We start from the raw sequence: 23,603 nt of genomic DNA, 5'->3' as shown, positions 1-23,603 counted from the left end.
GAATTACGCTCTTATTATCATTTACATTTATCAATCTTATATTTTCAATACTCATATAATCATCTCCCCTTTACGGCGTACCTGCCAATCCCCATAAAATAACGATCGCCGCAAAATAAATCGCTTTAATACCTACAACTGAACATAATAAAATAATTGCATATGTACTTAATTCTCTTCTTGCACCTATTAGAGTAAAAATGACTGCCAAACTAAACGTTACATAGGACAATGCTGTATGTATTAAGTTATATGTAATATCCAAATTTTGAGTAAGTCCTGTTACCTCAGCTACAAATTGAAACATGACGATCGTACTAAAAAAAATTGCAAGCTGATTCATTAGCTTTCCATTTATTTGCGCTGGCATCGTTGCCCTCCTCATAAAGACTAAATATTCAATTAATTTTATCACCAGATTACAAAAAAAGGAATCACCTCTTTATACCATTCTATGACGCTACAAAAACAAAAAAGAACGCTTAGTTACCTAAGCGTTCCCCTAATTTAAGAAGCTTTCTTCAAATCAATTTGAGCAAGTACTGGGTCGTGGTCACTTACACGTCCATGTTCTTTCATAATGTTTGAGTTTAAGTGTACTGGGTCTACAATTGTGTGTGGTGCGATGTTGTTTGTTACTAAAATATGATCTAACACTTGTGCATTTCCTTCATGAATGTACGTGTAGCGGTTCTCTTTCGGCACTGTGTTTAACATATTTTTTAAGTTTGTTCCTTCTAGTGCTTTTAGTGGTTTAGCGAACTCAAAATCGTTCATATCCCCTAACACAACAACTGGTGCATTCGTGTTCTTTTTCTGAATTCCTTGTACAAAGTGATTTACTTCTTGCGCTAACTGAATTCGTTTTTCTTCACTCTTTAATACGAGCGGCTGCACTTTTCCAAATGGCGTTGCATCTCCTATTTTTGAGTTTAAGTGATTTGCAACGACAACAACGTTTTGTCCTTGGAACGTAAATTCTGCTGCAAGCGGTTTACGTGTACTTTCAAATAATGAATTTTCGTCTCCAATACGAACGACATTTTTATCAAGTAACTTCGGTACTGCTGCTAATTTCACGCGTGATGGGTTGTAGAAGAAACCGACGCGAATATTCGCTCCTGGTGCTCCTCCGTCTAGATTATTATTCGGAGCAATTTCTACATACTCATACTTCGGTCCGCGAATTTCTAGAACTGCATCAATGATACGTTTTGCGCTTAACGAAGCATCTGTTGTACCGTCATTAATCGTTCCGTTATTATCTTGCATTTCCTCTACACCGATAATATCTGGCATTTTTAAATTGTATTTAATAGAATACGCTAACGCTTTTACTTTTTCATCTGTTGTTTCTTTTTTATTCGCCGAAAAGTTTTCAATGTTATATGTAGCAACTGTTAACTTATCAAGACGAGGCTGAATATTCGCCCCTACTTGCTTAAATCCACCGTCCACTACAGATGGTAATTCCGTTATTGGCGCAATGCGGAACGAACCGTAATCATATCCTACTACCCCTGTTATATCTCCAGTGAAAGTATCTCCTACTTTTGCTACATAATCGCGAGGTACTTTTACAGAAAGACGCTCTGGGTTTAATTGATTTTCATCTAATAAAGGTGTGCCATATTTCGTTACGACTTTATTTCCGCCATTTTCTACTGTTACATATAAATTTCCGTTTTTCTGAGGTGCAATAATTTTTGGCGTTGGCATCGTAACGCGCATACCTTCTATACTTTCATAAAAATCGATTGCATCTTCATTTGGATCAAATAAACCGAATGCATCATTATCGATAATTTGATCAGGGATTTTCACACCGTTTTCTCCAAGTACAATCGGTGCTGGTAATGGTTGATCGTTTGCGATGACAGCAACACGGCTCGCTTTAATTTCCGTCGTAGTTAAGTCTGTGTCAAACCTTTCTGCATATCCAGGTCCAACATATTCTTCTACTACTCCATCAACTTGAATAAGATCTCCTACTGCTGCATTCGCATCCTTTTTGTACACATACATACCTTCTGAAGTAGCTGGATCATTATCCGGCTGATTATCTTCTATATAAAAACCATTTTTATCAAGCGCTGTTACAACGCCTTCCACATTGTAGACTTTCTTCCCGTTGTAAGGAGAAATATGTGATTTTCCTTGAATATCATGAATACGAACCTGTTCATTGTTTACGATAGTAAATGAAAATGTTGAAATCGCTGAAGCAGTAAGCCCTTCTTTCTCTGCAATTGCTTTAATCACACTATTTTCATTCACTACAATTTGTCCGTTATAACGAACACTCTTGTTTGTAGGGTTAGAGCCATCTAACGTATAGTAGATTGTTGCTCCTTCTGTATTCGTTGTTAATGTTACCGCTGTGCCCTTCGCAACTTCTCCGCTACCAGGCGAAGCTACTACATCGCTAACACGGTTTTGTCCTTCCCCTTGAAACTTATGAGCCGTTACCGATTTTAAACCTGGGCTACTAAAATATAATTCAAGCGTCCCTGTTAAACTAACTTTCTTCCCGATATTTTCAGGATGATCTTTCACGTTTACTGCCGCTCTCACATCACCTTTCGGCAACTGAACAGGCATGATTTTGTCTGGATTCGTTTCATTTGGCGAATCGGCAATTGCTACGTTTGTATCATCAAACTTAGCCGGATCTTTCGTGTATTTAGAAGGACTTTGCGTATATCCAACGATATACCCTTCCACTATCCCCTTCGTTTTCCCTTGCTGTTTAAATACTTGAATTGCTTTTTCTACTGACATAGAAGTCGTTTCTTCTGCTTGTACTAAAGTTCCAGTAAATGAAAGCAATAGTATGAATGATAAAAAGACACTTAACAATTTCTTCACAGCCATTTTCCTCTCCCTATTTCATATTTTCTCAGCATTTCTATCATATCAAATGATTCGTTATATAGAATGATATTTCGACAAGTTTTACAAAAAATTTATTTAATTTACAGGCTTTCAAACTATAATACAAAATAATAATTTTACACCTTCTACGAATGCGCTCTATAATGTTAGAGAGAGAAAACAGAAAATATCGAAAGTTCATTGGCATGTAAAATGGATTCATTTGAATAGGAGTGATTGGATGGAAGTACAAACAGAAACATACCGCGCAGCTATGAATGGAACATTAGAACGTCATTTTTCAGATATGATTGCCGTTATACCTACTAGAATTACAATTGAGCAGTTAAAACAGCGGCTAGAAACTATCTCTACTAAAGTTGATGAGTTAAAAATTGTTTTTAGTGATGAGACAAGCCTTATTGTTGAGTTACATATGGATGAAACAATCATACCGTATGAGCTGCATATTGATGAGGCAAATAACCCAGAAGAATATAAAATGTACAATAGACAAGATTCTACAATCGTAGATCGTCATTTTGAAGATGCTGCTTATGGAACTGAAATTTTCACTCGTACGCTATTTGTAGGCGATGTATTGGACTGCTTTTTCCAGCAGTTACAGTTTTTATGGCACCTCGCTCCAGATTTGTTATTTGTGATCGATTCAAGTGCCGCAATGAAAGTGATATCTAGAAGCTATATTGAATATCACGTTGAAAATGAATTATTACCTGACATTCCTGACTTGTATGTTATTCATTCTGTTTATGAAGACGATAAAGAAGGTGAGCCTACGCAATATTGGTTTCATACACATGGCCTTTTAAGAGCAGGCGTAACAGAAATAGAATTAATTATTCCAAATCGCATTTCGTCCTATTACGGCATTGGTGATCTCTTTCAAACATTTGCTAATAATGCCGTTGAGAATGGACAAGTCCCTATGAATGAGCCTATCGTGATCGCGCATAGTCAGCAAGGTTCTATCCATACAGTAGCTGTTCCGTGGGAAAAGGGATTATCTTATATTGGGCATAAAACGAGTATGGATCAATTATCTTCAATCGAGGATGAAGAAGTGAAACTACAACCAATAGATGCACAAAACGTATTCTTAGGCGGGATGGATGACCGAGATGAATACCATCAATCTCCGTCCGTTCTTTTATTCAAATTTAATACTTCAGAAGAATATATTGAAAGTTTTTTCAAAGAACACGAGGAAGCTACAGGGCTCATGTTCTATAAAACAAATAGTGAAACCGATCGTATGGCTTACAATGCGAAGAATACTTTCGGGTATTTCAGCAATATTTTTCACATTGAACAATCAAATGAAGATTTTCGTTTCCTCGCTAAGTTTGGTGTTTCCTACGAAGAAGGAAAAAGTGAACATATGTGGTTTGAAATGCAAAACATTACGGAAGATTTCATTCAAGGAATACTCATTAATGAACCATATTTTATAAAAGATATGAGTGAGGGAAATAGTTATCAGTTAGAGTTTGAAAACTTAACAGAATGGGTTATTTATGCGGGAGATTCCGTTATAAAGCCAAATAACTTATATATGTTTATTGGTGAATAAGTAACAAAACGCCTTCAATGTGATTGAAGGCGTTTCTTATATTTTATTGTGCGAGTAATTCCGTCTCCATTACTTTCTCCAAATGAGATAGTACACGCTTTGCGGCTTTCTCACCTTGATCAATACAGTCCGGAAGACCAGAACCAGCGTAAGAACTACCTGCCAAGTATATACCTGGCAACTCTTTTTCCATAAATGTTGTGAGTTTCTTCATTCGCTCGTTATGGCCTACTGTATATTGGGGCATCGCTTCTTTCCAGCGACTTACGACTGTAAACTCAGGATCCTCTGTAATATCCATCGTCTTTCGTAAGTCTTCTAGTACGAGCTGAACGAGTTCCTCTTCTGTTTGTTCTACAACTGCTTCATCACCAGCACGACCGACGTAACAACGAAGAAGCGTTTTTCCTTCTGGCGTTGTATGTGGCCATTTTTTATGTGTCCACGTACATGCTGTAATTGTGTAGTCGCTATTTCGAGATACGACAAACCCTGTGCCGTCAATATCGCGCTGAATGGCTGATTGCGGGAAAGCCATTGCCACATTTGCAACTGATGTAGACGGAATGTTGCGGAAGAAACGAAACTGCTTGTACTGCGCGAACATAGATGGCAATACTTTATGTGAGCTTGCCACTACGACCGCGTCCGCTTCTATTTCTTTTCCGTTACTAAGAGTAATCGTGTAAGCATCACCAAGTTTTGTAACTTTTTCAATGCGAGTTCCCTTTATTATCGTACCTTCATGTATCTTTGCTTCGAGAGATTCTACTATAGATTCTAAACCTGTTTTCACTGTTTGGAAGATTCCCTTTTTCGGTTCAGATTTCTCTTTTTTCGGAGCAAGCGTACGCATACCGAGTGAAATACTGCGATGTTTCTGCTCAATTTGATACATTTGCGGGAATGTTGACATTAAGCTCATTTCATCGATATCCCCTGCATAAATACCCGATAGTAATGGTTCTATTAAATTTTCAACCACTTCGTTGCCGAGGCGATGTCTGAAAAACTGCCCGAGTGATTGGTCAGATACTGGCTTTGACCTGGGCATTAACAGATCAAAACCAGCTCTTAGTTTACCAATTGGGGAGAACAGCCTGGAAAATAGAAACGGCGTAATTTGCGTTGGAATTCCCATCATCGATCCGCTCGGCATTTTATGTAACCGATTGTTTACGAGGATAAATGATTGACCGGCCTTATTATTTACAAGTTCATCACCAAGACCTAATTCTCGCGCCAGTCTAGAGGCACTTTCTTTTCGTGCTAAGAAAGAATCCGGTCCGCGTTCAATTGTAAATCCATCTTTTCGAACGGTTTGAATTTTCCCGCCAAGTTTACCCGATGCTTCTATAAGTAATGTATCGATCGGCAAGTTCTTGTCATGAATATCTTTTTGTAAGTTATACATTGTTGTTAATCCTGTGATGCCACCGCCGATGATTACAACTTTTTTCCTCAAGCATGCTCCCCCTTTCTTTTTACAATACAGATTCTTTTTTCTTTAATACAACATCTGTTAAGCAATCAATAAATGCGTCCGATGCATTTGGCATTTCTGGACGATAATATTTCACGCCAATTTCATCTGTCACAACTTTACACTCAAAGTCGTTGTCATATAAAACTTCTAAATGTTCCGCAACAAATCCAACTGGTGCGTATACGAATGAAGTATAACCGTACTTTTCATTTAGTTCTCTCGTTAAATCTTGTACATCTGGACCAATCCAAGGATCTGGTGTGTTTCCTGCACTTTGCCAACCTACTGCATAGTTTGCTACTTCAGCACCTCTTGCGATATAGTCAGCTGTTTCATTTAATTGGTCTGGATATGGATCGCCAAGTGCGATAATTTTTTCTGGTAAGCTATGTGCAGATACGATTAATACTGCTTTTTCACGCTCTGCTTCTGACATACCGTTATATATACCTTTCACTGCATCAACCCAGTACTGGATGAATTTCGGTTCTTTATACCAGCTATCAATGCCGTGAATTGTTAAGTTTCCAAGTTTCTCTGCTTCTTCTTGTGCTCGTCCTACATACGATTTCACGCTAAATGTAGAATAGTGCGGCGCAAGAACAAGTGCGATTGCATCTTGTATACCGTCGTTATGCATATCTTTCACTGCATCTTCAATGAACGGTTCGATATGTTTTAAGCCAAGATACATATGGTACTCTACTTCATCTTGTACTTCATTTAAACGCTGTTCTAACTTTTTAGCTTGCTCTAATGTAATAGTAGCTAAAGGAGAAATACCACCAATTGCACGGTAACGCTCTGTTAAATCTTCTAGCATTTCAGGACTTGGCTTTCTTCCTCTACGAATATGTGTATAGTAACGTTCAATATCTTCTTCTTTATATGGCGTTCCGTATGCCATTACAAGCAAACCAATTTTCTTTTTCATACAGCAATGCTCCTTTACTTCGCTAACTGCCCTTTAGAGTGTTCATGAATAAATGTAGTTAAACGTTTTAATGTATCTGGATTTACTTCTGGGAATACACCGTGTCCTAAGTTAAAGATATAACCTGGCTGCTTCATCCCTTGATCTAAAATACCTTTTACATGTTCTTCAATAACAGACCATGGCGCAAGTAAGAATGACGGGTCCATATTACCTTGTACCGCCTTATGAACACCACGCGTGCGTGCCTCTTCGATCGGTAAGCGCCAATCTAAGCCTACTACATCAAGTGGTAAGTCGTGCCATTCATTTACTAAGTGTGCAGCTCCTACGCCGTGCATAATCATTGGAACACCCATCGGGCGAACTTCTGCAAAAATACGCTCCATTGCTGGTTTAATAAATACGCGGTAATCTGCTACATTTACTGTTCCAACCCAAGAATCGAAAATTTGAACCGCTTTTGCTCCTGCGTTAATTTGCGCTTTTAAATATGTAATAACCATATCTGCTAGCTTATCCATTAAAGCGAACCAAGCTTTCGGCTCTGCATACATGAACGCTTTCGTATTATGGTAATTGCGAGATGGACCGCCTTCAATCATATAGCTCGCTAATGTAAATGGAGCTCCTGAAAAACCGATTAACGGTACGTCTAACATTTCTGTCGTTAATAAACGAATCGTATCTAATATGTACGGTACGTCATCTTCTGGATTGATTTCCCCTAGTTTTTCTACGTCTTGTAAAGAACGGATTGGATTATCAATAACTGGGCCAATACCTGATTTAATTTCTACATCCACACCAATTGCAGGTAGTGGTGACATAATATCTTTATACAGAATTGCTGCGTCTACGTTATATTGATCAACTGGTAACTTTGTAACGTAAGCACATAACTCTGGATTGTGTGTAATTTCAAATAAAGAATACTTTTCTTTTATCTTTCTATATTCCGGCTGCGAACGACCTGCTTGACGCATATACCATGCTGGTACATAATCAGTACGTTCCCCCCTACATGCTTTTAAAAATGTCTCATTTATAGTTCTTACCAAGACCCTTGCTCCCTTCCTTGCCAATGCTTTTGCTCTAAATACGTTCTATTCCGATATTTATCTTTTTTTACTATACAGCTTGTAAAAACAAAATGCATAACATTATGTACGTTGTTCATGAAATTGACACAAACATTCGTAAAACCGCTTACTATTTTCACAACATTCTTATTATAGCACAGAGAAAAACTATGGTTTAGCTACTTTTGACTTTTCTCCTTCACGTTTCGTTTGTGTGTTATATGGTACAACGTAAAAACTCGGTTTTGAAAAGATGTTAACGAACTTTTCCTCATATTCTCCGGCACCATTTACAGTGCCTACATGCGTATGAACTCCGTTTTCCACTCTATAAATACGATACATAATTCTTTCATCTGGAAGTGGTGTCCAGCTTAATTTTGCTTTAAATAAACCGAAAGGGCTGAACGCTAATTTCATTTTCACATCTTCAATCTTGCGCAAACGAATCGGAGCACCGATTGTTTCCACACCTTCTGGTTTCATAAACTGCTCTTTCTGTTCTACATTTGCCTTCGTTAAAATTTTCTTAAATAATTTCGTTGCTGACGCACTTTCTCCTTGCAACTGATGCTCTTTATCCGTACGGTCATAACCAATCCAAACAGCACCTACTAAATTTGGTGTATAGCCGACGAACCACATATCTCTAGCTCCATTATCGTCATTTGGCAAGGAAGTTGTACCTGTTTTCCCAGCTAACGCCCCGCTATATACACCGGCTTTCGCTGTCCCTTCCTTTACAACTCCTTCTAACATTTTCGTCATATACCACGCCGTTTGTTTCGAGAATATTTTCGTTTCTACTTTTGGCGATTCTCCAATAACTGCACCGTGTCTATTTAATACTTTATCAATAACGTGCGGCTCAATAATAGCACCATTTGCTAAAAACGCACGATACATTTTTACAAGATCAAATGGTGAAACACCATTTTTCAATCCGCCAAGCGCTGTACTTAACCCTGCGTCTGCAATATGAACATTTCCTTTCTCTAAATATTGCTTTCCTTCTTCTACCCCTAACTCATTTAATAAAGAAACTGCCGGCACATTTGCTGACTCTAAAATCGCATCGTACATCGTCATTTCTTTCGAATATGAATGGTTATAATTTCGAGGTTCATAGCCTTCAAATGAATTTCTTTCATTCGTCAATAAAGAATACGGATTATACTTTTTCGTTTCGAGTGCTGGTGCATAGACGATAAGTGGTTTTAGCACAGAACCGGGCTGTCTTTTTGCGAAAATACGATTAAAGCCTCTCGGGACGTACTTTCTTCCGCCAATCGCCGCTTTAATTCCGCCCGTACGATTATCCATTAATAAAAAAGCACCTTGTGCCCCCTCTTCTTTCCCAGGGAAATTCCTTGCATCTTGAAACTGGTTATACGCTACCTTTTGAATCTTTTCATCCATCGGTACGACAAACGTATATCCTCCGCGCAGTACTTCTTGATGAGACAATCCGTATAAACGAGCTGCTTCATCTATAACCATATCAATATACGGCATATATGCGAGTTCATTCTCATCTAAGTTTTTGTAAAGAGCAATGGTCTTTCCTTGATAACGTACGCTATCTTCGGCAGTCAAATAGCCTTGTTTATGCATAAGTGACAATACGAGATCACGGCGCTCCTTACTCTTCTCTGGAGAGAAATAAGGTGAATATCCATTTGGTGCCTTCGGAAGACCTGCAAGCATCGCTCCTTCTTCTACTGTTAAATCTTCTACATTTTTATTAAAATACAACTTTGCTGCTGCTTGAATACCGTAAGCCCCATGCCCAAAATAAATATGATTCATATACATTTCAAGAATTTGTTGCTTCGTATATTTTTGCTCTAATTGAAGGGAAATTGCGACTTCCTTCAATTTACGCGTAACTGTTTTTTCACGAGTTAAAAAAACGTTTTTAGCGAGTTGCTGCGTAATCGTACTACCGCCTTCGACCTTCTCTCCAGCTAATGTATCTTTATAAAGAGCACGGAATATAGACGGATAATCAATTCCTTGATGCTCATAAAAACGAGAATCTTCCACCGCAATAAACGCCTGCTGGACATGCTTTGGAATTTGCTCGACTGGTACGAGATCTCTATTTTCTACATATAATTTCGTAATCTCTTTCCCTTTCTGGTCAACGATACGTGATGAAGAGTGGAAAACGAGCTGCTTTTCATCCATCATATAGCCACCAGCTAACACAATAAGTTTATAAAGTACAAGCGCTAATACTAGCGTTGCGAATCCACCTAATAAAGTCCACTTTACTTTCTTCATACATCGGCCTTCTTTCCAAATGATGGTACATTTATTATTTGAAAAAGAAGTATCTTTATGTATATAATCTTCGAAGTTTTTTAAGAGAGTTGATATAATAGAAACAAACCATTAAGGGGGCATTAAAATGAAGGCTATTATTTCATACGAAACACCTCTAGAACAAGCACATTTCACTGCAAAAAATAATGAAAAAGATATGTTTTATAAAGAAAATACAGAAGAATCAGTAGAATCAGCGCTTCAATATGACGTACTAGACGCTGTTGGAGAATTTAAAGGACAACCTGGCTATATCGTTTGTAACAACATTTCTGTAACAGACGAAGGTCGCCCAGTATTTGAAAACCGATTTAAAAACCGAGCAGGCCTTATTGAAAACGAACCCGGTTTCCAAGCAATTCGTGTTCTACGCCCATTAAGTAACGATACATATGTCATCTTAACGATGTGGGAAACGGAGCAAAACTTTAAAGACTGGACAGAATCACGTTCATTCGAAAACGCTCATAAAAAACGCCCTGCACAAGCGGAAGGACAAGCTCAGGCTCAGGCGCATCCACATGCAGAGCAGCAGAAAAGTATCTTCTCTCGTCCGTCATTTGTGACTACTTTTGATGTGTTAGTTTAAGGATTTTTGTACTGTGGTTTCTCCAAGGCTGCGGTACATGAAATTATATCAGCGATTTTTGAAATATATCGACTTATCGACAAATCACGACACAAAAAAGGAAACACCGTTACGCACCGGTGTTTCCTTTTTCTTTATACCAATTATATATGCGAAGTGCGTCTTCTTTTTGCATATGCTTCACTTTATATTTATGTCCCGCTACTGATACGGCAGCTGTACATAACTCGTCTTTCTTTTGAAAATGCGACTGATTGTATCCTACCGCTTGAACATGCCTTCTTCGCATGATCCCCGTATATTTCGCAAGACCACGGTATACCATGACTAACTGATTGTCTCGTATCATATATCCGCCACTTGTATACCGAGCGTATGCAAGTAACGTAAATGCGATAAATAGTGGTATTAGCGTGAATAACGCCATATTTTGTTTGAAATATATACTCGTACCGATGATCGGCAGTGCGAGCACAGCACCTGTAATCCAGCCCATTATTACGTAACGACGTAATGCAGCCTTCGGTAAATAAACGATTTCCTCTTCCATTTCATACGGTAACTGCAAATATGTAAGTAACTGCTGGACATCTTTCTTTTTCATAAAAGGATGTAACATAACTTCATTTCCAGCTGCTTCTATACTTTGAATGACTTCCACTTCGACAGAGCAATAACCGAACGGCTGACGAAGAATGCCTTCTTTCACCGTAATTGCTTGAATGCGGTGTAATTTTAAAACAAACTCTTTCTTATCAAATAACCCTTGCACGATGCGAACTTCATTTCCGTTTCGCTCTATTTTAAAGTTCGCATATTTTAACACATAGCCAGCTGTCGAAACGACCCACGAAACCGCCATTAAAATCGCGGCCATAACGATTAATTCATATACACCGTTATCCATCACATACGCTTCCACTTTATTTATGAGCCATTTTGGAAGAAATTGATTAAACTCTGTGTAAATAAGAAGTAATCCTGAAAACACTAATCCGAATCTACCAGACGTAATGGAAGCTGCTAAAATCTCTTTCATCGTTAACTGATAAATCGTCTTATTTTCTTCTGCCATGGGTACTTCTTCACTCGCAGCGCTTCTTTTTTTATTTAATAAAGCAATCAGTTCCTTCGCTTCATCTTCTTTAATACCAGCTAACATCACTTCCGGCTCACTACCACCGCCTGCTACTTCTATATTTAATTTCGTCAGTCCAAGCACTTGATAAATGATGTTAGAAGACGTACTAATATTTTGCACACGTTCTTTATTTAAGTAACTTTCTTTCTTCACAAAAACGCCGTGTTTAATATGTAAAATATTATTTTCAACCCAATACACTTTGAAATACCATTTTATAGCTGAGAAAATTGCCATAATAAATAATATGGCCAAAAGAACAAGATGAAAAAAATACCAAGGTTTCACTTGACCATCTGATCGAAATAAAACAAGTAAAATAAAAGGCAATAAACCCGCAATTCGAATACCTAATAAAATCGTGATCGGATGTTGCCTCTTATACATCCTCATCACTCACTTTCGCAAGTTCTCCAATTTGTCTTTTCAGCTGCTCTGCTTCTTCCTTCGTTAAGCCTGGAATACTATGAGAAGTTGCCGCTGTTGAAATATGTAATTCTGCTAAATTATACTTTCTCATAATTGGGCCTTGTTCAATCGTTACGTGCTGCACACGCATCATCGGAATAAGTACGCGTTTTACAACGAACATTCCCTTTTGAATCTCAATCTCTTCTTCATTTAATCTGTAACTATAATAACGTTGACGTAAATTTGGAAACACAAAATAATCAAGCGGGATAAATGTAATAGCGCCTGTTACTAGCAAACCAAACAACCAGCCCCACCAGTTAAAATTGATCATAAAAAAGAAATACGCAATTACGACTGCTAGTATAACTGCCGCCCCAATTAAAGCGTGGATTCGCCACACTTTCAGCATATTAGAATGAATCTCCCTTTCTAACGGCTGCATCTCATCACTCCAATTATATGAATGTATTAATTATATATTAGTTGGTATATACATATTTGTAAAATTACCCCACGTTAACGGGCAGTAAAACTCCCAAAAAATTTCAGCTGGAGCAAAGAAGTTAGGTGGGCGATCAACTGCCCGTAAACGTCCGATTGGTTCAACTAATAATCAGTGGGGATGAATCTCCCACTGATTAAAGTTTCACTTTATAGTTTTTCTACATCGTATCCATTACTTCTTTAAAATTCCCTTCATTAATCGAATACACTTGAAACTGAATGTAATCTATTTCATTCGTATTCGGACGGGCATATGGCAAAATGTTAAATTTAGAAGCAGATCTTCCTAACATATCTACAATCATTAGAGAAACGTCAATATATTCGAAGTCTACACGGAATACTACTGCTTCTCCCGTAAATTCATAATCTTTAATCGCATCATAAGACTTATTCGCACTAATTAACATTACTTTTAGTAGTTGGTTCAAATTTTCCGGTTTAAAATTAATCATATACGCAGCTCCTTTTTTTCAATAAAACACTATGAAAACAGTGTAATCTTATACTTTCATAGCTTTACACATCAATTATATAAAAAATAAAGCTAGTTTTTTATATATTTTTTGATATAATTACATACGGGAAACGGGAAGAATTTTGTCTTCCCTTGTGTTTTTATTTGCATCTAGTACTTTTGCTAGATGCTTTTTTTTATGCTAAAAAAGGTACCCTCATATACTTTGAGGATACCTTTTTCATCGATTTAGTGCATTTCAATAATCGTACCATCTTCGAATACTTTGAATACGCCAGTAAATCCTGATCCAGCTGCGCCTTCTATTTTATATGTCGTACGCACTCTAATTTTATAATATTTCTTTCCATTTTCTACTTGTGTATCTTCTAGCGTGTAATCATATTCTTCTTTATATTCATTTTTGATATATTCTTTAGCTTTCTCAAAAGTAAATGCATTTTGATTCTTTCCTGTCTCAGTTTTTCCGTTCTTTTCTGTTACTACCTTTTGATTTTTTTCTGCCTCAGTTTTTCCGTTCTTTTCTGTTGCTACCTTTTGATTTTTTTCTGTCTCAGTTTTTTCGTTCTTTTCTGTTGCTACCTTTTGATTCGTTACTACATTTGTTTTTTGTGCCTTCGCTGCTACTTCACTCTTTGCACTTTTTTCTTCTTCATTAATTTTAGTAACTAATCCTACTGCTTTTTTATTATATTCTTCAAGGTTCTTATTATCTTTTGTTTCTGCAACTAACTTATTTAATATCTCTTTCGCTTGTGCATAATTTTTCTTACTTATTAACTCTTCACTTTTCGCCAATTGCTCACTATACTTCTTTTTTTGTTCTAACACAGCTAGTAATGCTGTTCGTTCTTCCTTTGCCTGCTTTATAAGCGTATTATTCCCATCCTTCATGTTCTCTACTTTTTCAAATGACTTGATTGATTCTTCTACCTTTGTTTCTTCTTTTAACTTCACTGCTTCAATCATTATTTTCGTTTGTTCTACAAGCACCATTACATCTGAATCGTCTTGTTTCTCATCTAGCGCTTTTTCAAATGATGATAAGGCATTTTTATATTCTTTATTCGTTAACGCGGTCTTCCCTGCATCCATTTCTTTTTCAAAATTCCCATTACTACATCCAGCTAACATTAAACATGTAATTCCAATTACCGTTAATAACTTCCTCATTCTTTCTCCCCCTATGTGTTCCTAAAACAATAACAGCATATGTATAAAAGTCTGTGTAGTAATTAGACTGAAAGTAAATATGTACTGTACATTTCATTTACTATCATTACTTAAAACACCTAAATAGTTGGTATTTGTTTTTCTTCTTTTAAGACAGAAAGGAATTTTAATAATGTGCGTAAAGCTCTCACCAGACTCTTTACTACACACACTCTTATACACATAGAAAAACTATTTTTAGGTTGCTATTTTTTTAACTTTACATATTCTCGGCTGATTGGATATGAACTTCAAATCGTAACATATCGAAAAGCAACAGAAAACAATCCGTAACATAAGTTACGTTTTGTAATTGTTTTGTAACACAAATGTAACATATGATTTTTAAACATACAATAGTTTATTTACATTATTTTCCCCCTATCTACATTTTAAGGTGTTAATACAGTGCTAAAACGAGTTTCATCTCCCACCTGCTATTGGACTATCATCCTTTGAATACTTTAGGAAAAAGCCCTCTTTCTTAAAGTACTCAAATTAATTACATAGATAACTCTTTTTTCACCCAAACATTACGAAGGCCTTTAACCTTTTATTTTCACATTAAATATATATATCTATTTTTTGATATAACCATATTAAGAAAATAGGACGAACTTTTTGTTTCTATTTGCATCGAGTTCTTTTGCTAAATGTTTTTTATGCCAAATAAAAAAGGTATCCTCCAATACTTTGAGGATACCTTTTCATTTTTATTATCTCTGCTGTTTTCTACCTAATACGAGCAATCCAAAACTCATCATAATAAGAAGTGCTCCCATATATGGTTCCACAGGCATTTTCTGTCCTGTCTTCGGTAATTCTTTTTCAGGCTTCTCTGGATTCGTCGTTTCTGGTTTTTCTGGATCCGTCGTTTCTGGTTTTTCTGGATCCGTCGTTTCTGGTTTTTCTGGATCCGTTGTTTCTGGTTTTTCTGGATCCGTTGTTTCTGGTTTTTCTGGATCCGTCGTTTCTGGTTTCTCTGGGCCTGGTGGTGCTAAAGAAGTCAATTTGTTTAATACTTCTAATTGAACTGGACTTATCATTCCTTTTGTAATTTCAAATGGAATTGGATTAGTTAATTTTTCATAACCCTTTGGTGCTTCTACTTCTACAAGTGTGTAGTGACCTACAGATAAGTCTGAGACTTTCGCTTTTCCTTCTTTATCTGTTGTTACTTTCGTTACTACTTTTCCTTTTTCGTCATGAACTTCAAACACTGCCCCTGATAATACATTCTTACTTTCAGCAGCCATTTTTGTAATTTCTACTGAACCTTTGTCTAACTGTTCATTCTCTACTTTTAGTAATAAAACTTCTGTCATACCTTTTTTGATTTCGAATGATACTGGTTCTGTTAGTTTTTTGTAACCTGGTAAACTCTCCGTTTCTACTAATTTGTATTTTCCTACTGATAGATCTGAAACGTTCGCTTTCCCTTCTTTATCTGTTGTTACTTTCGTTACTACTTTTCCTTTTTCATCTTGCACTTCAAAGACTACGCCTTCTAATGCTTTCTGACTGTCTTTATCTACTTTTATAACTTCTACTGAACCTTTATCTAACTGTTCATTCTCTACTTTTAGTGATAAAACTTCTGTCATACCTTTTTTGATTTCGAATGATACTGGCTCTGTTAGTTTTTTGTAGCCTGGTAAATTTTCTACTTCTACTAATTTGTAACTCCCTATAGATAGGTCTGAAATGTTTGCTTTTCCTTCTTTATCTGTTGTTACTTTCGTTATTACTTTGCCTTGTTCATCTTGCACTTCGAAAGTTACGCCCGCTAACACTGTTCCACTGTCTTTATCCACTTTTGTAACTTCTACATTACCTTTGTCTACCAATTCATTCTCTATTTTCAATGATAAGACTTTCGTCATACCTTTTGTAATTTCAAATGATACTGGTTTTTCTAGCTTTTTATAACCTGGTAAACTTTCTACCTCTACTAATTTGTAACTTCCTACTGATAGATCTGAAATGTTTGCTTTTCCTTCTTTATCTGTTGTCACTTTCATTACTACTTTTCCTTGCTCATCTTGCACTTCAAAGACTACGCCTTCTAATGCTTTCTGACTGTCTTTATCTACTTTTGTAATTTCTACTGAACCTTTATCTAACTGTTCATTCTCTACTTTTAGTGATAAAACTTCGATCATACCTTTTTTGATTTCGAATGATACTGGCTCTGTTAATTTTTTGTAACCTGATAAATTTTCTACTTCTACTAATTTGTAACTTCCTACTGATAGATCTGAAACGTTTGCTTTTCCTTCTTTATCTGTTGTTACTTTCGTTACTATTTTCCCTTTTTCATCTTGGATTTCAAAGACTACACCTTCTAATGCCTTCTGACTGTCTTTGTCCACTTTTGTGATCTCTACTGAACCTTTATCTACTTGTTCGTTTTCTACTTTCAGCGATAAAACTTCTGTCATACCCTTTTTGATTTCAAATGATACTGGTTTTTCTAGCTTTTTATAACCTGGTAAACTTTCTACCTCTACTAACTTATATTTTCCTATGAATAAACCTGAAACGTTTGCTTTTCCTTCTTTGTCTGTCGTTACTTTTGTTACTACTTTCCCTTTTTCATCTTGCACTTCGAAAGTTACACCCGCTAATACTGTGCCACTTTCTTTGTCCACTTTTGTAACTTCTAAAGTACCTTTGTCTACCAATTCATTCTCTATTTTCAATGATAAGACTTTCGTCATACCTTTTTTGATTTCGAATGATACTGGTTTTTCTAGCTTTTTATAACCTAGTAAACTTTCTACCTCTACTAACTTATATGTTCCTATGGATAAACCTGAAACGCTTGCTTTTCCATCCTTGTCTGTCGTTACTTTCGTTACTACTTTTCCTTGCTCATCTTGCACTTCGAAGACTACGCCTTCTAATGCTTTTTGACTGTCTTTATCCACTTTTGTAACTTCTACATTACCCTTGTCTAACATTTCGTTTTCGACTGTTAAAGCAAGAGATTTTGTCATGCCTTTTTCAATTTTGAAAGTAATCGGATCTACTAATTGCTTATATCCTTTTGGTGCTTTCACTTCTACTAACTTATATGTTCCAACTGATAAATTAGTAACTTTTGCTTGTCCTTTTTTATCTGTCGTTATTTTAGCAACTACTTGTCCTGCTTCATCTTGAATATCAAATACTGCATCAGCTAAAGCATCTTTATTTTCTTTGTCTACTTTTGTAATTTCTACATTTCCTGTATCCACTAATTCATTTTCGACTGTTAGCTTTAACGCTGTTACTCTACCCTTTTCAATTTCGAATAAAATTGGTTTTTCAAGTGGTTTGTATCCTGCTGGTGTTTCTACCTCCACCAACTCATACTTCCCAATAGATAAATCTGAAACGTTTGCTTTTCCTTCTTTATCCGTTGTTACTTTTGCAACTACTTTACCTTTTAAATCACGTACTTCAAATACAACATTTTCTAATGGTGCTTTACTATCTTTATCTATTTTTGTTATCTCTACATTCCCTGTATCCACCATTTCATTTTCTACTTTTAATGATAGAACTTCGGTCATGCCTTTTTTGATTTCAAATGATACTGGTTTTTCTAGCTGTTTATAACCTGGTAAACTTTCTACCTCTACTAATTCATACTTTCCTACTGATAAATCTGAAACATTTGCTTTTCCTTCTTTATCTGTCGTTACTTTTTTAACTTCGTTACCTTTCTCATCTTGGACAACGAACGTTACTCCCACCAACGGTGCTTTATTATCTTTATCTATCTTTGTTATCTCTATATTTCCCGTATCTACCATTTCATTTTCTATTTTTAATGATAAGACCTCGGTCATGCCTTTTGTAATTTCAAACGATACCGGCTCTATTAATTTCTTATAACCTGGTAAACTTTCTTTTTCTACTAATTTATACTTTCCTACTGATAAATCATCAATTGTTGCTTTTCCATCTTTATCTGTTGTTACTTCTTTTACTACTTTATCTTTTTCATCTCGTACTTCGAAGACTACGCCTTTTAATGCTTTCTGGCTGTCTTTATCTACTTTTGTGATTTCTACTGAACCTTTATCTAACTGTTCATTCTCTACTTTTAATAATAGGACTTTCGTCATACCTTTTGTAATTTCAAATGACACTGGCTCTGTTAGTTTCTTATAACCTGGTAAGCTTTTCGTCTCTACTAATTTGTACTTTCCTACTGAAAGATCTGAAACGTTTGCTTTTCCTTCTTTATCTGTTGTTACCTCTTTGACTACTTTATCTTTTTCATCTCGTACTTCGAAAACTACGCCTTTTAATGCTTTCTGGCTATCTTTATCCACTTTTGTAATTTCTACTGAACCGTTTTCTAACTGTTCATTCTCTACTTTTAATGATAGGACTTTCGTCATACCTTTTGTAATTTCAAACGATACTGGCTCTGTTAGTTTCTTGTAACCTGGTAAGCTTTTCGTCTCTACTAATTTGTACTTTCCTACTGAAAGATCTGAAACGTTTGCCTTTCCTTCTTTATCCGTCGTTACTTTTCTTACTACTTCACCTTTCTCATCTTGGACTTCAAATTCGACACCCGCTAATACTGAACCGTTTTCTTTGTCCACCTTTGTAATTTCTACATTACCTTTGTCTGTCATTGCATTTTCTACTGTTATCGGGAATATACCGTCCCCTGTTACATTTACTTCGAATTCTGTTTCTTTTAATTGGTATCCTTCAGGCGCTTTCGTTTCTTTTAAAATATATTTTCCTGGCGCTAACGGTTTAGAAATTGCCTTACCATCTTTATCTGTAATAATATGCTCAACTACTACACCGTCTTTTACTATATCAAACTCTGCATTTGCTAATGGTTTTTCACCATTTTCTGAATCAATTTTCTTTAATTCAATTTGACCCTTTTGCAAAGTATTTTTAATTTCAATTGCTTTTGTTTCTCCAGCTTGAAGTGTAACCTCTACCGGACTTGTTAATTTTTGATATCCCTCAGGTGCTACTTTTTCATAAACTTTATACGTCCCAGGAGCTAAAGTTTGAGGTACTGAAAAGCCGTTTTCGTCCGTTATCAGTTTTGCAACAACTTCATTTGCACTATTTCGAACTTCAAATTCGGCACCTTTTAACCCTTTGTTCGGATTCTCAGCATCTATTTTATGAATCGATACTGTACCTTCTTTTGGAGCTTCAGGCGGTGTAACATTTACTTCTTTCGATGTTAATGTTTTATCATCAAAATGTAATTCTGCCTTATTAGGAATCTTCTTATCTACGTAAGAAGATAAGTCTGCATTAGCTTTAATTTTCGCCTTAATACTAAGGTTAATTATCTGGTCTTCATATGACTTATAGTCAAAACTCTCACCGAACGTAAATGTTACTTCACTTTTTTGTTTATCTATCTTTAGTGTTCCTTTAGAAGTAATATCTTGGCCATTTTGATCATACACTTTTGCCTCTAATACTTCTAATACATCTTCTAAATCATCACTAATTACCATAGATGTGTATTTAGGAGGATCGTTTGGTATATGTGTACCAACTTGATATTGAATAGGTTGATCCATTTGCGCTAACTGCTGATTCTCTACAAGCTTACCACTCTCATCAACTATATTCTTTTCAATACTAGGTGGATGATCGTCGCCTGAACCAGTTCCTCCCCCACCACTTACGAATACTTCTCCTACTTTTTCTTCAGTTTTAATATTTTTGCCTTCTAATTTCACTGTATTTTTATGAGGCTTTGCAGCGGGATTGGTAATCTTTGTTTTATATCTTAAAATATAACCTTTTGAACTGTCTGGAAATTCAATTGTAAATCCAGTTTTCGTTGCATTGATTTTAATTTTAGATAAATCTGCTGGCTTAATATTTGTTGGTGCATAGCCATCTTCAAATACAGCCTCTTCTAATACTAAGCTATCTGTAATTAATTCATGCCCAGGTCCTAATGTGTCTGTTAATTTAAGATCTTGCATTTCTGTTCCAGTTGCATTTACATATACAAGCCAATCAGCAATGGATGGATCTTCTTGATTATAAGAACCCCATTTCAATAGATTATCTGTATTGGGATGTGGCTTCGGTCTCTCTGTCGTATTATTTACACTTACTTCTTTATTTACGATTTGACCATCAACGTTAAATTCTAATGGAATTTCTTTGACACCATCATATGCTTCTAGCCCAAAGTAGAATTCTACGAATAAAGAACCTTTAACATTATTCTTTCCTTCTACGTAATCACCCATAGTACATGTCAATAGACCTTTTTTCATCTCACATGTACCAACTGTTTTTCCTTCAGCATCTTTTAAAGGAAAACTCATATTCATAAGATCTTTTCTAAATTCTTTTGGCATATCAATTGTGAATTGATCTCCACTTTTTATTTTTTCTTTAGCTGACCACTTCACTTCTACTTTCATGCCATCTGAGGCTTGATATGGTTCAGACGTTGTACCATCAGTACGGGAGATATTAATCTCGTCCACTGGATTTTTTATCACAGCGGCTTGAATAACTGGAGCCCACACATTTAGCACTGAAAATAATACTAGAAAAACTAATGAAACCATCGAAATATGCCTCTTAGTACTTTTCATTTGCATAATTCCCTCCTATTTTTTATATTTATATAACAAAAAAAGACCGTCCGGTTGCATCAAAAATGTGCAACCAGACGATCTTAGTAACCAATATGTATTACCGTAGACTCTAAGCTTTGCGGCCTATCCTTTCGAATAGTGTGCTAAAAATATTTTTTATTCTTTTTTTGTTTCATTTTCCTCTTAAACCAAATATTACTATACCGTCTGGACGGTTATAATTCAATACTCTATGAAATTGTTCTATTTTTCTAATAAAAAAAACAATTCACCAGTGCATTAAATAAGCAATGGTGAATTGTTTTACATTATATAGTTCATATATTCTATTTATATGAATTAAAAATAAGAGCTTGAATCACTTTTTCTCTTAATTCGGGGCTTAGTCTTCCAACCCCTAAATATTCCGAATACCATAATCCATCTGCCGCTAATCTAATAATTGTGGCACAAACTGAATCTATCTCATCATTTTCTATTTTATTTTGCAGTTGCTGAAATGATTGTTTTAACGGTTCAAGTAATTCAGGCTTTAGCATTAATGCTGCCATCATACTACTACCCAGCTCTTCTACTCTTCCCTCATTACTTAATCTTTCCTCTACAAAAGAACGTACCCACCTTCCTTTCTTCTCTAAGTCCTCCGCTACTTTATTGTGAATAGCGTCTTGATACTCCTCCGTCCCTTTGAGTATCATGCCCTCTATTAAAGCTTCTTTAGTTGAAAAGTGATACAACAATCCACCTTTACTTATCCCCGCCTCTTTTGCTACCGCTTCTAAGGTTAACTTAGCAACCCCTTTACATTGCACAATTTGAGAAGCGGCTGCTAAAATTTTTTGCCTTGTTATACTTATACTCATTCCTTTTTAAAACCCCCATTTCTACTAAATTTATATAAATATGTATCTTATTTTTAATATCGCTGAGTAATAATAAATATTTTCTTTATACCACAAAGGCTTCATTACCTTTGAATTGTTCGTTGCTTCTTCTATTAAAAATTTCCATATCATTCAATATGATAACATCAAATACTCACAATTGACTATACATCTATACATTTATATTCGTTGAAAATATATCCATAAACATGAAATGCATACAAATTGATTATCCTTATATATTTAATCTATAATTCAAAGAGGTTTATATGTTCATAAAAATAAAGTGAACTTTTATAAGGATGATTCCATTGAAAAAATTTTCTATTAGTTATTTAATATGCTTACTGGTTTTTTCTATCATTGTGAACGTTTTACAGTATACACTAGTTCCAAATTATGCGGATTCATGGGGACCGATTTGGGTATCTATTATTATGTTTTCAATTCTTGGAAGCATTCCTGTTCTTATCGGTTGTTTATTAGGTGAATTTTGTTATAGAAAAATAAAAGGAAGTCACGAATTAAAGATCGGTATTCCTTTATTTATACTGTTAGGTATTTCCTACAATCATTTATTCTTTATGTGGTTTAATGACAGAGATTTTCTATCCTTTTATTTAGAAGCTTTTCTGGATACTGGCCTTCCTATTACTGTATCATCTTTACTATTTTATCTTATAAGACGGCGTTAATTCTTTCATCATTGCATAAAAAAAATGTTATTACTCCTGATAAATTGAGTAATAACATTTTACTTACTAAATTTGCTTCCAACTAGCGTCCTTCACATCTTCACTATTTGGCTTTCTAACTGATTGCACAAAACATTCCTCGCAAGCACCCAATGTAATGAAATTTTTCTGTGCTTGTCTTAACGAAACTTCATCCGCCCCGCCTTCAAAGTCAGGACCATTAAACTGAACCTCATCATCTTCCCAATAACATATATTACAAATTTCATATGTTACCTGGTGGTTCTTCTATTGTTCTATACCCGCAGCACGGACAAGTGTATTTCATTCTGTCACTCCATTATTAACTTGTTTTTTCCGATATATTCCGGCCCACAAAGAATGTAACAGCGCAAATCATAGTTATTCCCATGAAAAAAATATTAGAATCTTCATATGTAGTTGGAATCCCAACTGTTACTGAAACAATACTACAAGCTAAAAGTAAATATAATAATAAAGATATAATATAGCTTAGTTTAAATCGTAAAATGATACCTCTAAACAATAATTCCCCAAGTAGACAGCCACCTAAAATGATAGGTACTCCGAAATATAATGTAAGGACTCCCATTTGCGCAGTAGATTGAATTATCTTTCCAATTATGTTTGGCGAAGTCATCTCATCATTTTTTCCTATCCTATCATATAAATCAAGTGCCGTTACTGAAATAAAGAAACTTAATATAGAAAATGAATACGGAATTAAAAACTTGCTCACTCTCATTCACCTCGCTTTTT

General features: G+C 35.6%; 15 protein-coding genes, 2 pseudogenes and 1 riboswitch. Of the genes and pseudogenes, 3 read left to right on the top strand and 14 right to left on the bottom strand.

Going from position 1 to position 23,603, the window contains the following annotated elements:
• Nucleotides 1-70 precede the first annotated feature (70 nt).
• Together RBB48_RS09515 and RBB48_RS09510 are read right to left on the bottom strand one after the other, a co-directional pair.
• Nucleotides 71-370, bottom strand: coding sequence for a hypothetical protein (locus tag RBB48_RS09515; RefSeq protein WP_088062381.1), 300 nt, complete (start codon nt 368-370; stop codon nt 71-73).
• Nucleotides 371-507: 137 nt separating this feature from the next.
• Nucleotides 508-2,874 carry a DUF6359 domain-containing protein gene (locus RBB48_RS09510; protein ID WP_088062380.1) on the bottom strand — a complete coding sequence of 789 codons (2,367 nt, stop codon included), beginning with the start codon at nt 2,872-2,874 and terminating at the stop codon, nt 508-510.
• Between the two features lie 241 nt (nt 2,875-3,115).
• On the opposite strand from RBB48_RS09510, the gene RBB48_RS09505 reads away from it, so the two are divergent.
• Complete coding sequence (locus RBB48_RS09505) at nt 3,116-4,468, top strand: DUF4026 domain-containing protein (RefSeq protein WP_060489232.1); 1,353 nt, start codon at nt 3,116-3,118, stop codon at nt 4,466-4,468.
• A gap of 43 nt (nt 4,469-4,511) precedes the next feature.
• Here RBB48_RS09505 and hemY read toward each other — a convergent pair whose 3' ends face one another.
• From hemY to RBB48_RS09485, 4 genes are all read right to left on the bottom strand, one after another.
• Nucleotides 4,512-5,933, bottom strand: coding sequence for a protoporphyrinogen oxidase (hemY, locus tag RBB48_RS09500; protein ID WP_088062378.1), 1,422 nt, complete (start codon nt 5,931-5,933; stop codon nt 4,512-4,514).
• A 19-nt stretch (nt 5,934-5,952) separates the two neighbouring features.
• The gene (gene hemH / locus RBB48_RS09495) at nt 5,953-6,888 is read right to left on the bottom strand and encodes a ferrochelatase (RefSeq protein WP_088062376.1); all 936 of its coding nucleotides are present in this window, start codon (nt 6,886-6,888) and stop codon (nt 5,953-5,955) included.
• A 14-nt stretch (nt 6,889-6,902) separates the two neighbouring features.
• A complete protein-coding gene (gene hemE / locus RBB48_RS09490; RefSeq protein ID WP_088062374.1) occupies nt 6,903-7,949 on the bottom strand; it encodes a uroporphyrinogen decarboxylase in 1,047 nt (348 codons plus the stop codon).
• 189 nt (nt 7,950-8,138) lie between these two features.
• Nucleotides 8,139-10,256: a transglycosylase domain-containing protein gene (locus tag RBB48_RS09485; protein WP_088062371.1), complete on the bottom strand. Its 2,118-nt coding sequence runs from the start codon at nt 10,254-10,256 to the stop codon at nt 8,139-8,141.
• A gap of 127 nt (nt 10,257-10,383) precedes the next feature.
• Between RBB48_RS09485 and hmoB the strand changes: the two genes are divergently transcribed.
• Entirely contained in the window at nt 10,384-10,887 is a 504-nt protein-coding gene (hmoB, locus tag RBB48_RS09480; protein WP_000644084.1) for a heme-degrading monooxygenase HmoB, read from the top strand.
• 109 nt (nt 10,888-10,996) lie between these two features.
• Here the strand turns inward: hmoB and RBB48_RS09475 are convergent, their stop codons facing one another.
• The 6 genes from RBB48_RS09475 to RBB48_RS09450 all read right to left on the bottom strand — a co-directional run bounded on the left by RBB48_RS09475 (nt 10,997) and on the right by RBB48_RS09450 (nt 22,107).
• Nucleotides 10,997-12,415: a PH domain-containing protein gene (locus tag RBB48_RS09475; RefSeq protein ID WP_088062369.1), complete on the bottom strand. Its 1,419-nt coding sequence runs from the start codon at nt 12,413-12,415 to the stop codon at nt 10,997-10,999.
• Nucleotides 12,408-12,884 carry a PH domain-containing protein gene (locus RBB48_RS09470; RefSeq protein ID WP_001182715.1) on the bottom strand — a complete coding sequence of 159 codons (477 nt, stop codon included), beginning with the start codon at nt 12,882-12,884 and terminating at the stop codon, nt 12,408-12,410. Before RBB48_RS09470 ends, RBB48_RS09475 begins: the two co-directional genes overlap by 8 nt.
• Before the next feature lie 220 nt (nt 12,885-13,104).
• Complete coding sequence (locus RBB48_RS09465) at nt 13,105-13,401, bottom strand: protoporphyrinogen oxidase (protein ID WP_088082716.1); 297 nt, start codon at nt 13,399-13,401, stop codon at nt 13,105-13,107.
• A 251-nt stretch (nt 13,402-13,652) separates the two neighbouring features.
• Nucleotides 13,653-14,597, bottom strand: a complete 945-nt coding sequence (locus tag RBB48_RS09460; protein ID WP_097908339.1) for a hypothetical protein — start codon at nt 14,595-14,597, stop codon at nt 13,653-13,655.
• A gap of 755 nt (nt 14,598-15,352) precedes the next feature.
• Entirely contained in the window at nt 15,353-21,247 is a 5,895-nt protein-coding gene (locus RBB48_RS09455) for a SpaA isopeptide-forming pilin-related protein (RefSeq protein WP_306007585.1), read from the bottom strand.
• Nucleotides 21,248-21,306: 59 nt separating this feature from the next.
• A riboswitch (cyclic di-GMP riboswitch) is annotated at nt 21,307-21,399 on the bottom strand.
• Nucleotides 21,400-21,570: 171 nt separating this feature from the next.
• Nucleotides 21,571-22,107 (bottom strand): TetR/AcrR family transcriptional regulator, encoded by a 537-nt coding sequence (locus RBB48_RS09450; RefSeq protein ID WP_060489215.1) that lies wholly within the window; start codon nt 22,105-22,107, stop codon nt 21,571-21,573.
• A 332-nt stretch (nt 22,108-22,439) separates the two neighbouring features.
• Between RBB48_RS09450 and RBB48_RS09445 the strand changes: the two genes are divergently transcribed.
• Entirely contained in the window at nt 22,440-22,823 is a 384-nt protein-coding gene (locus tag RBB48_RS09445) for a hypothetical protein (RefSeq protein WP_098857762.1), read from the top strand.
• Nucleotides 22,824-22,889: 66 nt separating this feature from the next.
• On the opposite strand, the pseudogene RBB48_RS09440 reads toward RBB48_RS09445, so the two are convergent.
• Together RBB48_RS09440 and RBB48_RS09435 are read right to left on the bottom strand one after the other, a co-directional pair.
• Nucleotides 22,890-23,151 (bottom strand): annotated as a pseudogene (locus RBB48_RS09440) (CPCC family cysteine-rich protein).
• Nucleotides 23,148-23,589 (bottom strand): annotated as a pseudogene (locus RBB48_RS09435) (hypothetical protein). The pseudogenes RBB48_RS09440 and RBB48_RS09435 overlap by 4 nt, the downstream one beginning before the upstream one ends.
• Nucleotides 23,590-23,603: the final 14 nt, after the last annotated feature.

It is taken from the genome of Bacillus sp. MMSF_3353 (genome assembly GCF_030733445.1).
Lineage (GTDB): Bacteria > Bacillota > Bacilli > Bacillales > Bacillaceae_G > Bacillus_A > Bacillus_A wiedmannii.
The sequence above is the reverse complement of the archived record's forward strand: the minus strand, read 5'-3'. Positions and strand labels throughout refer to the sequence as shown.

Coding starts and splice junctions, on each gene's coding strand:
- RBB48_RS09510 (WP_088062380.1), bottom strand. CDS start 2,874: ATGGCTGTGAAGAAATTGTTAAGTGTCTTTTTATCATTCATACTATTG.
- RBB48_RS09515 (WP_088062381.1), bottom strand. CDS start 370: ATGCCAGCGCAAATAAATGGAAAGCTAATGAATCAGCTTGCAATTTTT.
- RBB48_RS09470 (WP_001182715.1), bottom strand. CDS start 12,884: ATGCAGCCGTTAGAAAGGGAGATTCATTCTAATATGCTGAAAGTGTGG.
- hemH (WP_088062376.1), bottom strand. CDS start 6,888: ATGAAAAAGAAAATTGGTTTGCTTGTAATGGCATACGGAACGCCATAT.
- RBB48_RS09485 (WP_088062371.1), bottom strand. CDS start 10,256: ATGAAGAAAGTAAAGTGGACTTTATTAGGTGGATTCGCAACGCTAGTA.
- RBB48_RS09450 (WP_060489215.1), bottom strand. CDS start 22,107: ATGAGTATAAGTATAACAAGGCAAAAAATTTTAGCAGCCGCTTCTCAA.
- RBB48_RS09465 (WP_088082716.1), bottom strand. CDS start 13,401: ATGATTAATTTTAAACCGGAAAATTTGAACCAACTACTAAAAGTAATG.
- RBB48_RS09455 (WP_306007585.1), bottom strand. CDS start 21,247: ATGCAAATGAAAAGTACTAAGAGGCATATTTCGATGGTTTCATTAGTT.
- RBB48_RS09505 (WP_060489232.1), top strand. CDS start 3,116: ATGGAAGTACAAACAGAAACATACCGCGCAGCTATGAATGGAACATTA.
- RBB48_RS09475 (WP_088062369.1), bottom strand. CDS start 12,415: ATGTATAAGAGGCAACATCCGATCACGATTTTATTAGGTATTCGAATT.
- RBB48_RS09460 (WP_097908339.1), bottom strand. CDS start 14,597: ATGAGGAAGTTATTAACGGTAATTGGAATTACATGTTTAATGTTAGCT.
- hmoB (WP_000644084.1), top strand. CDS start 10,384: ATGAAGGCTATTATTTCATACGAAACACCTCTAGAACAAGCACATTTC.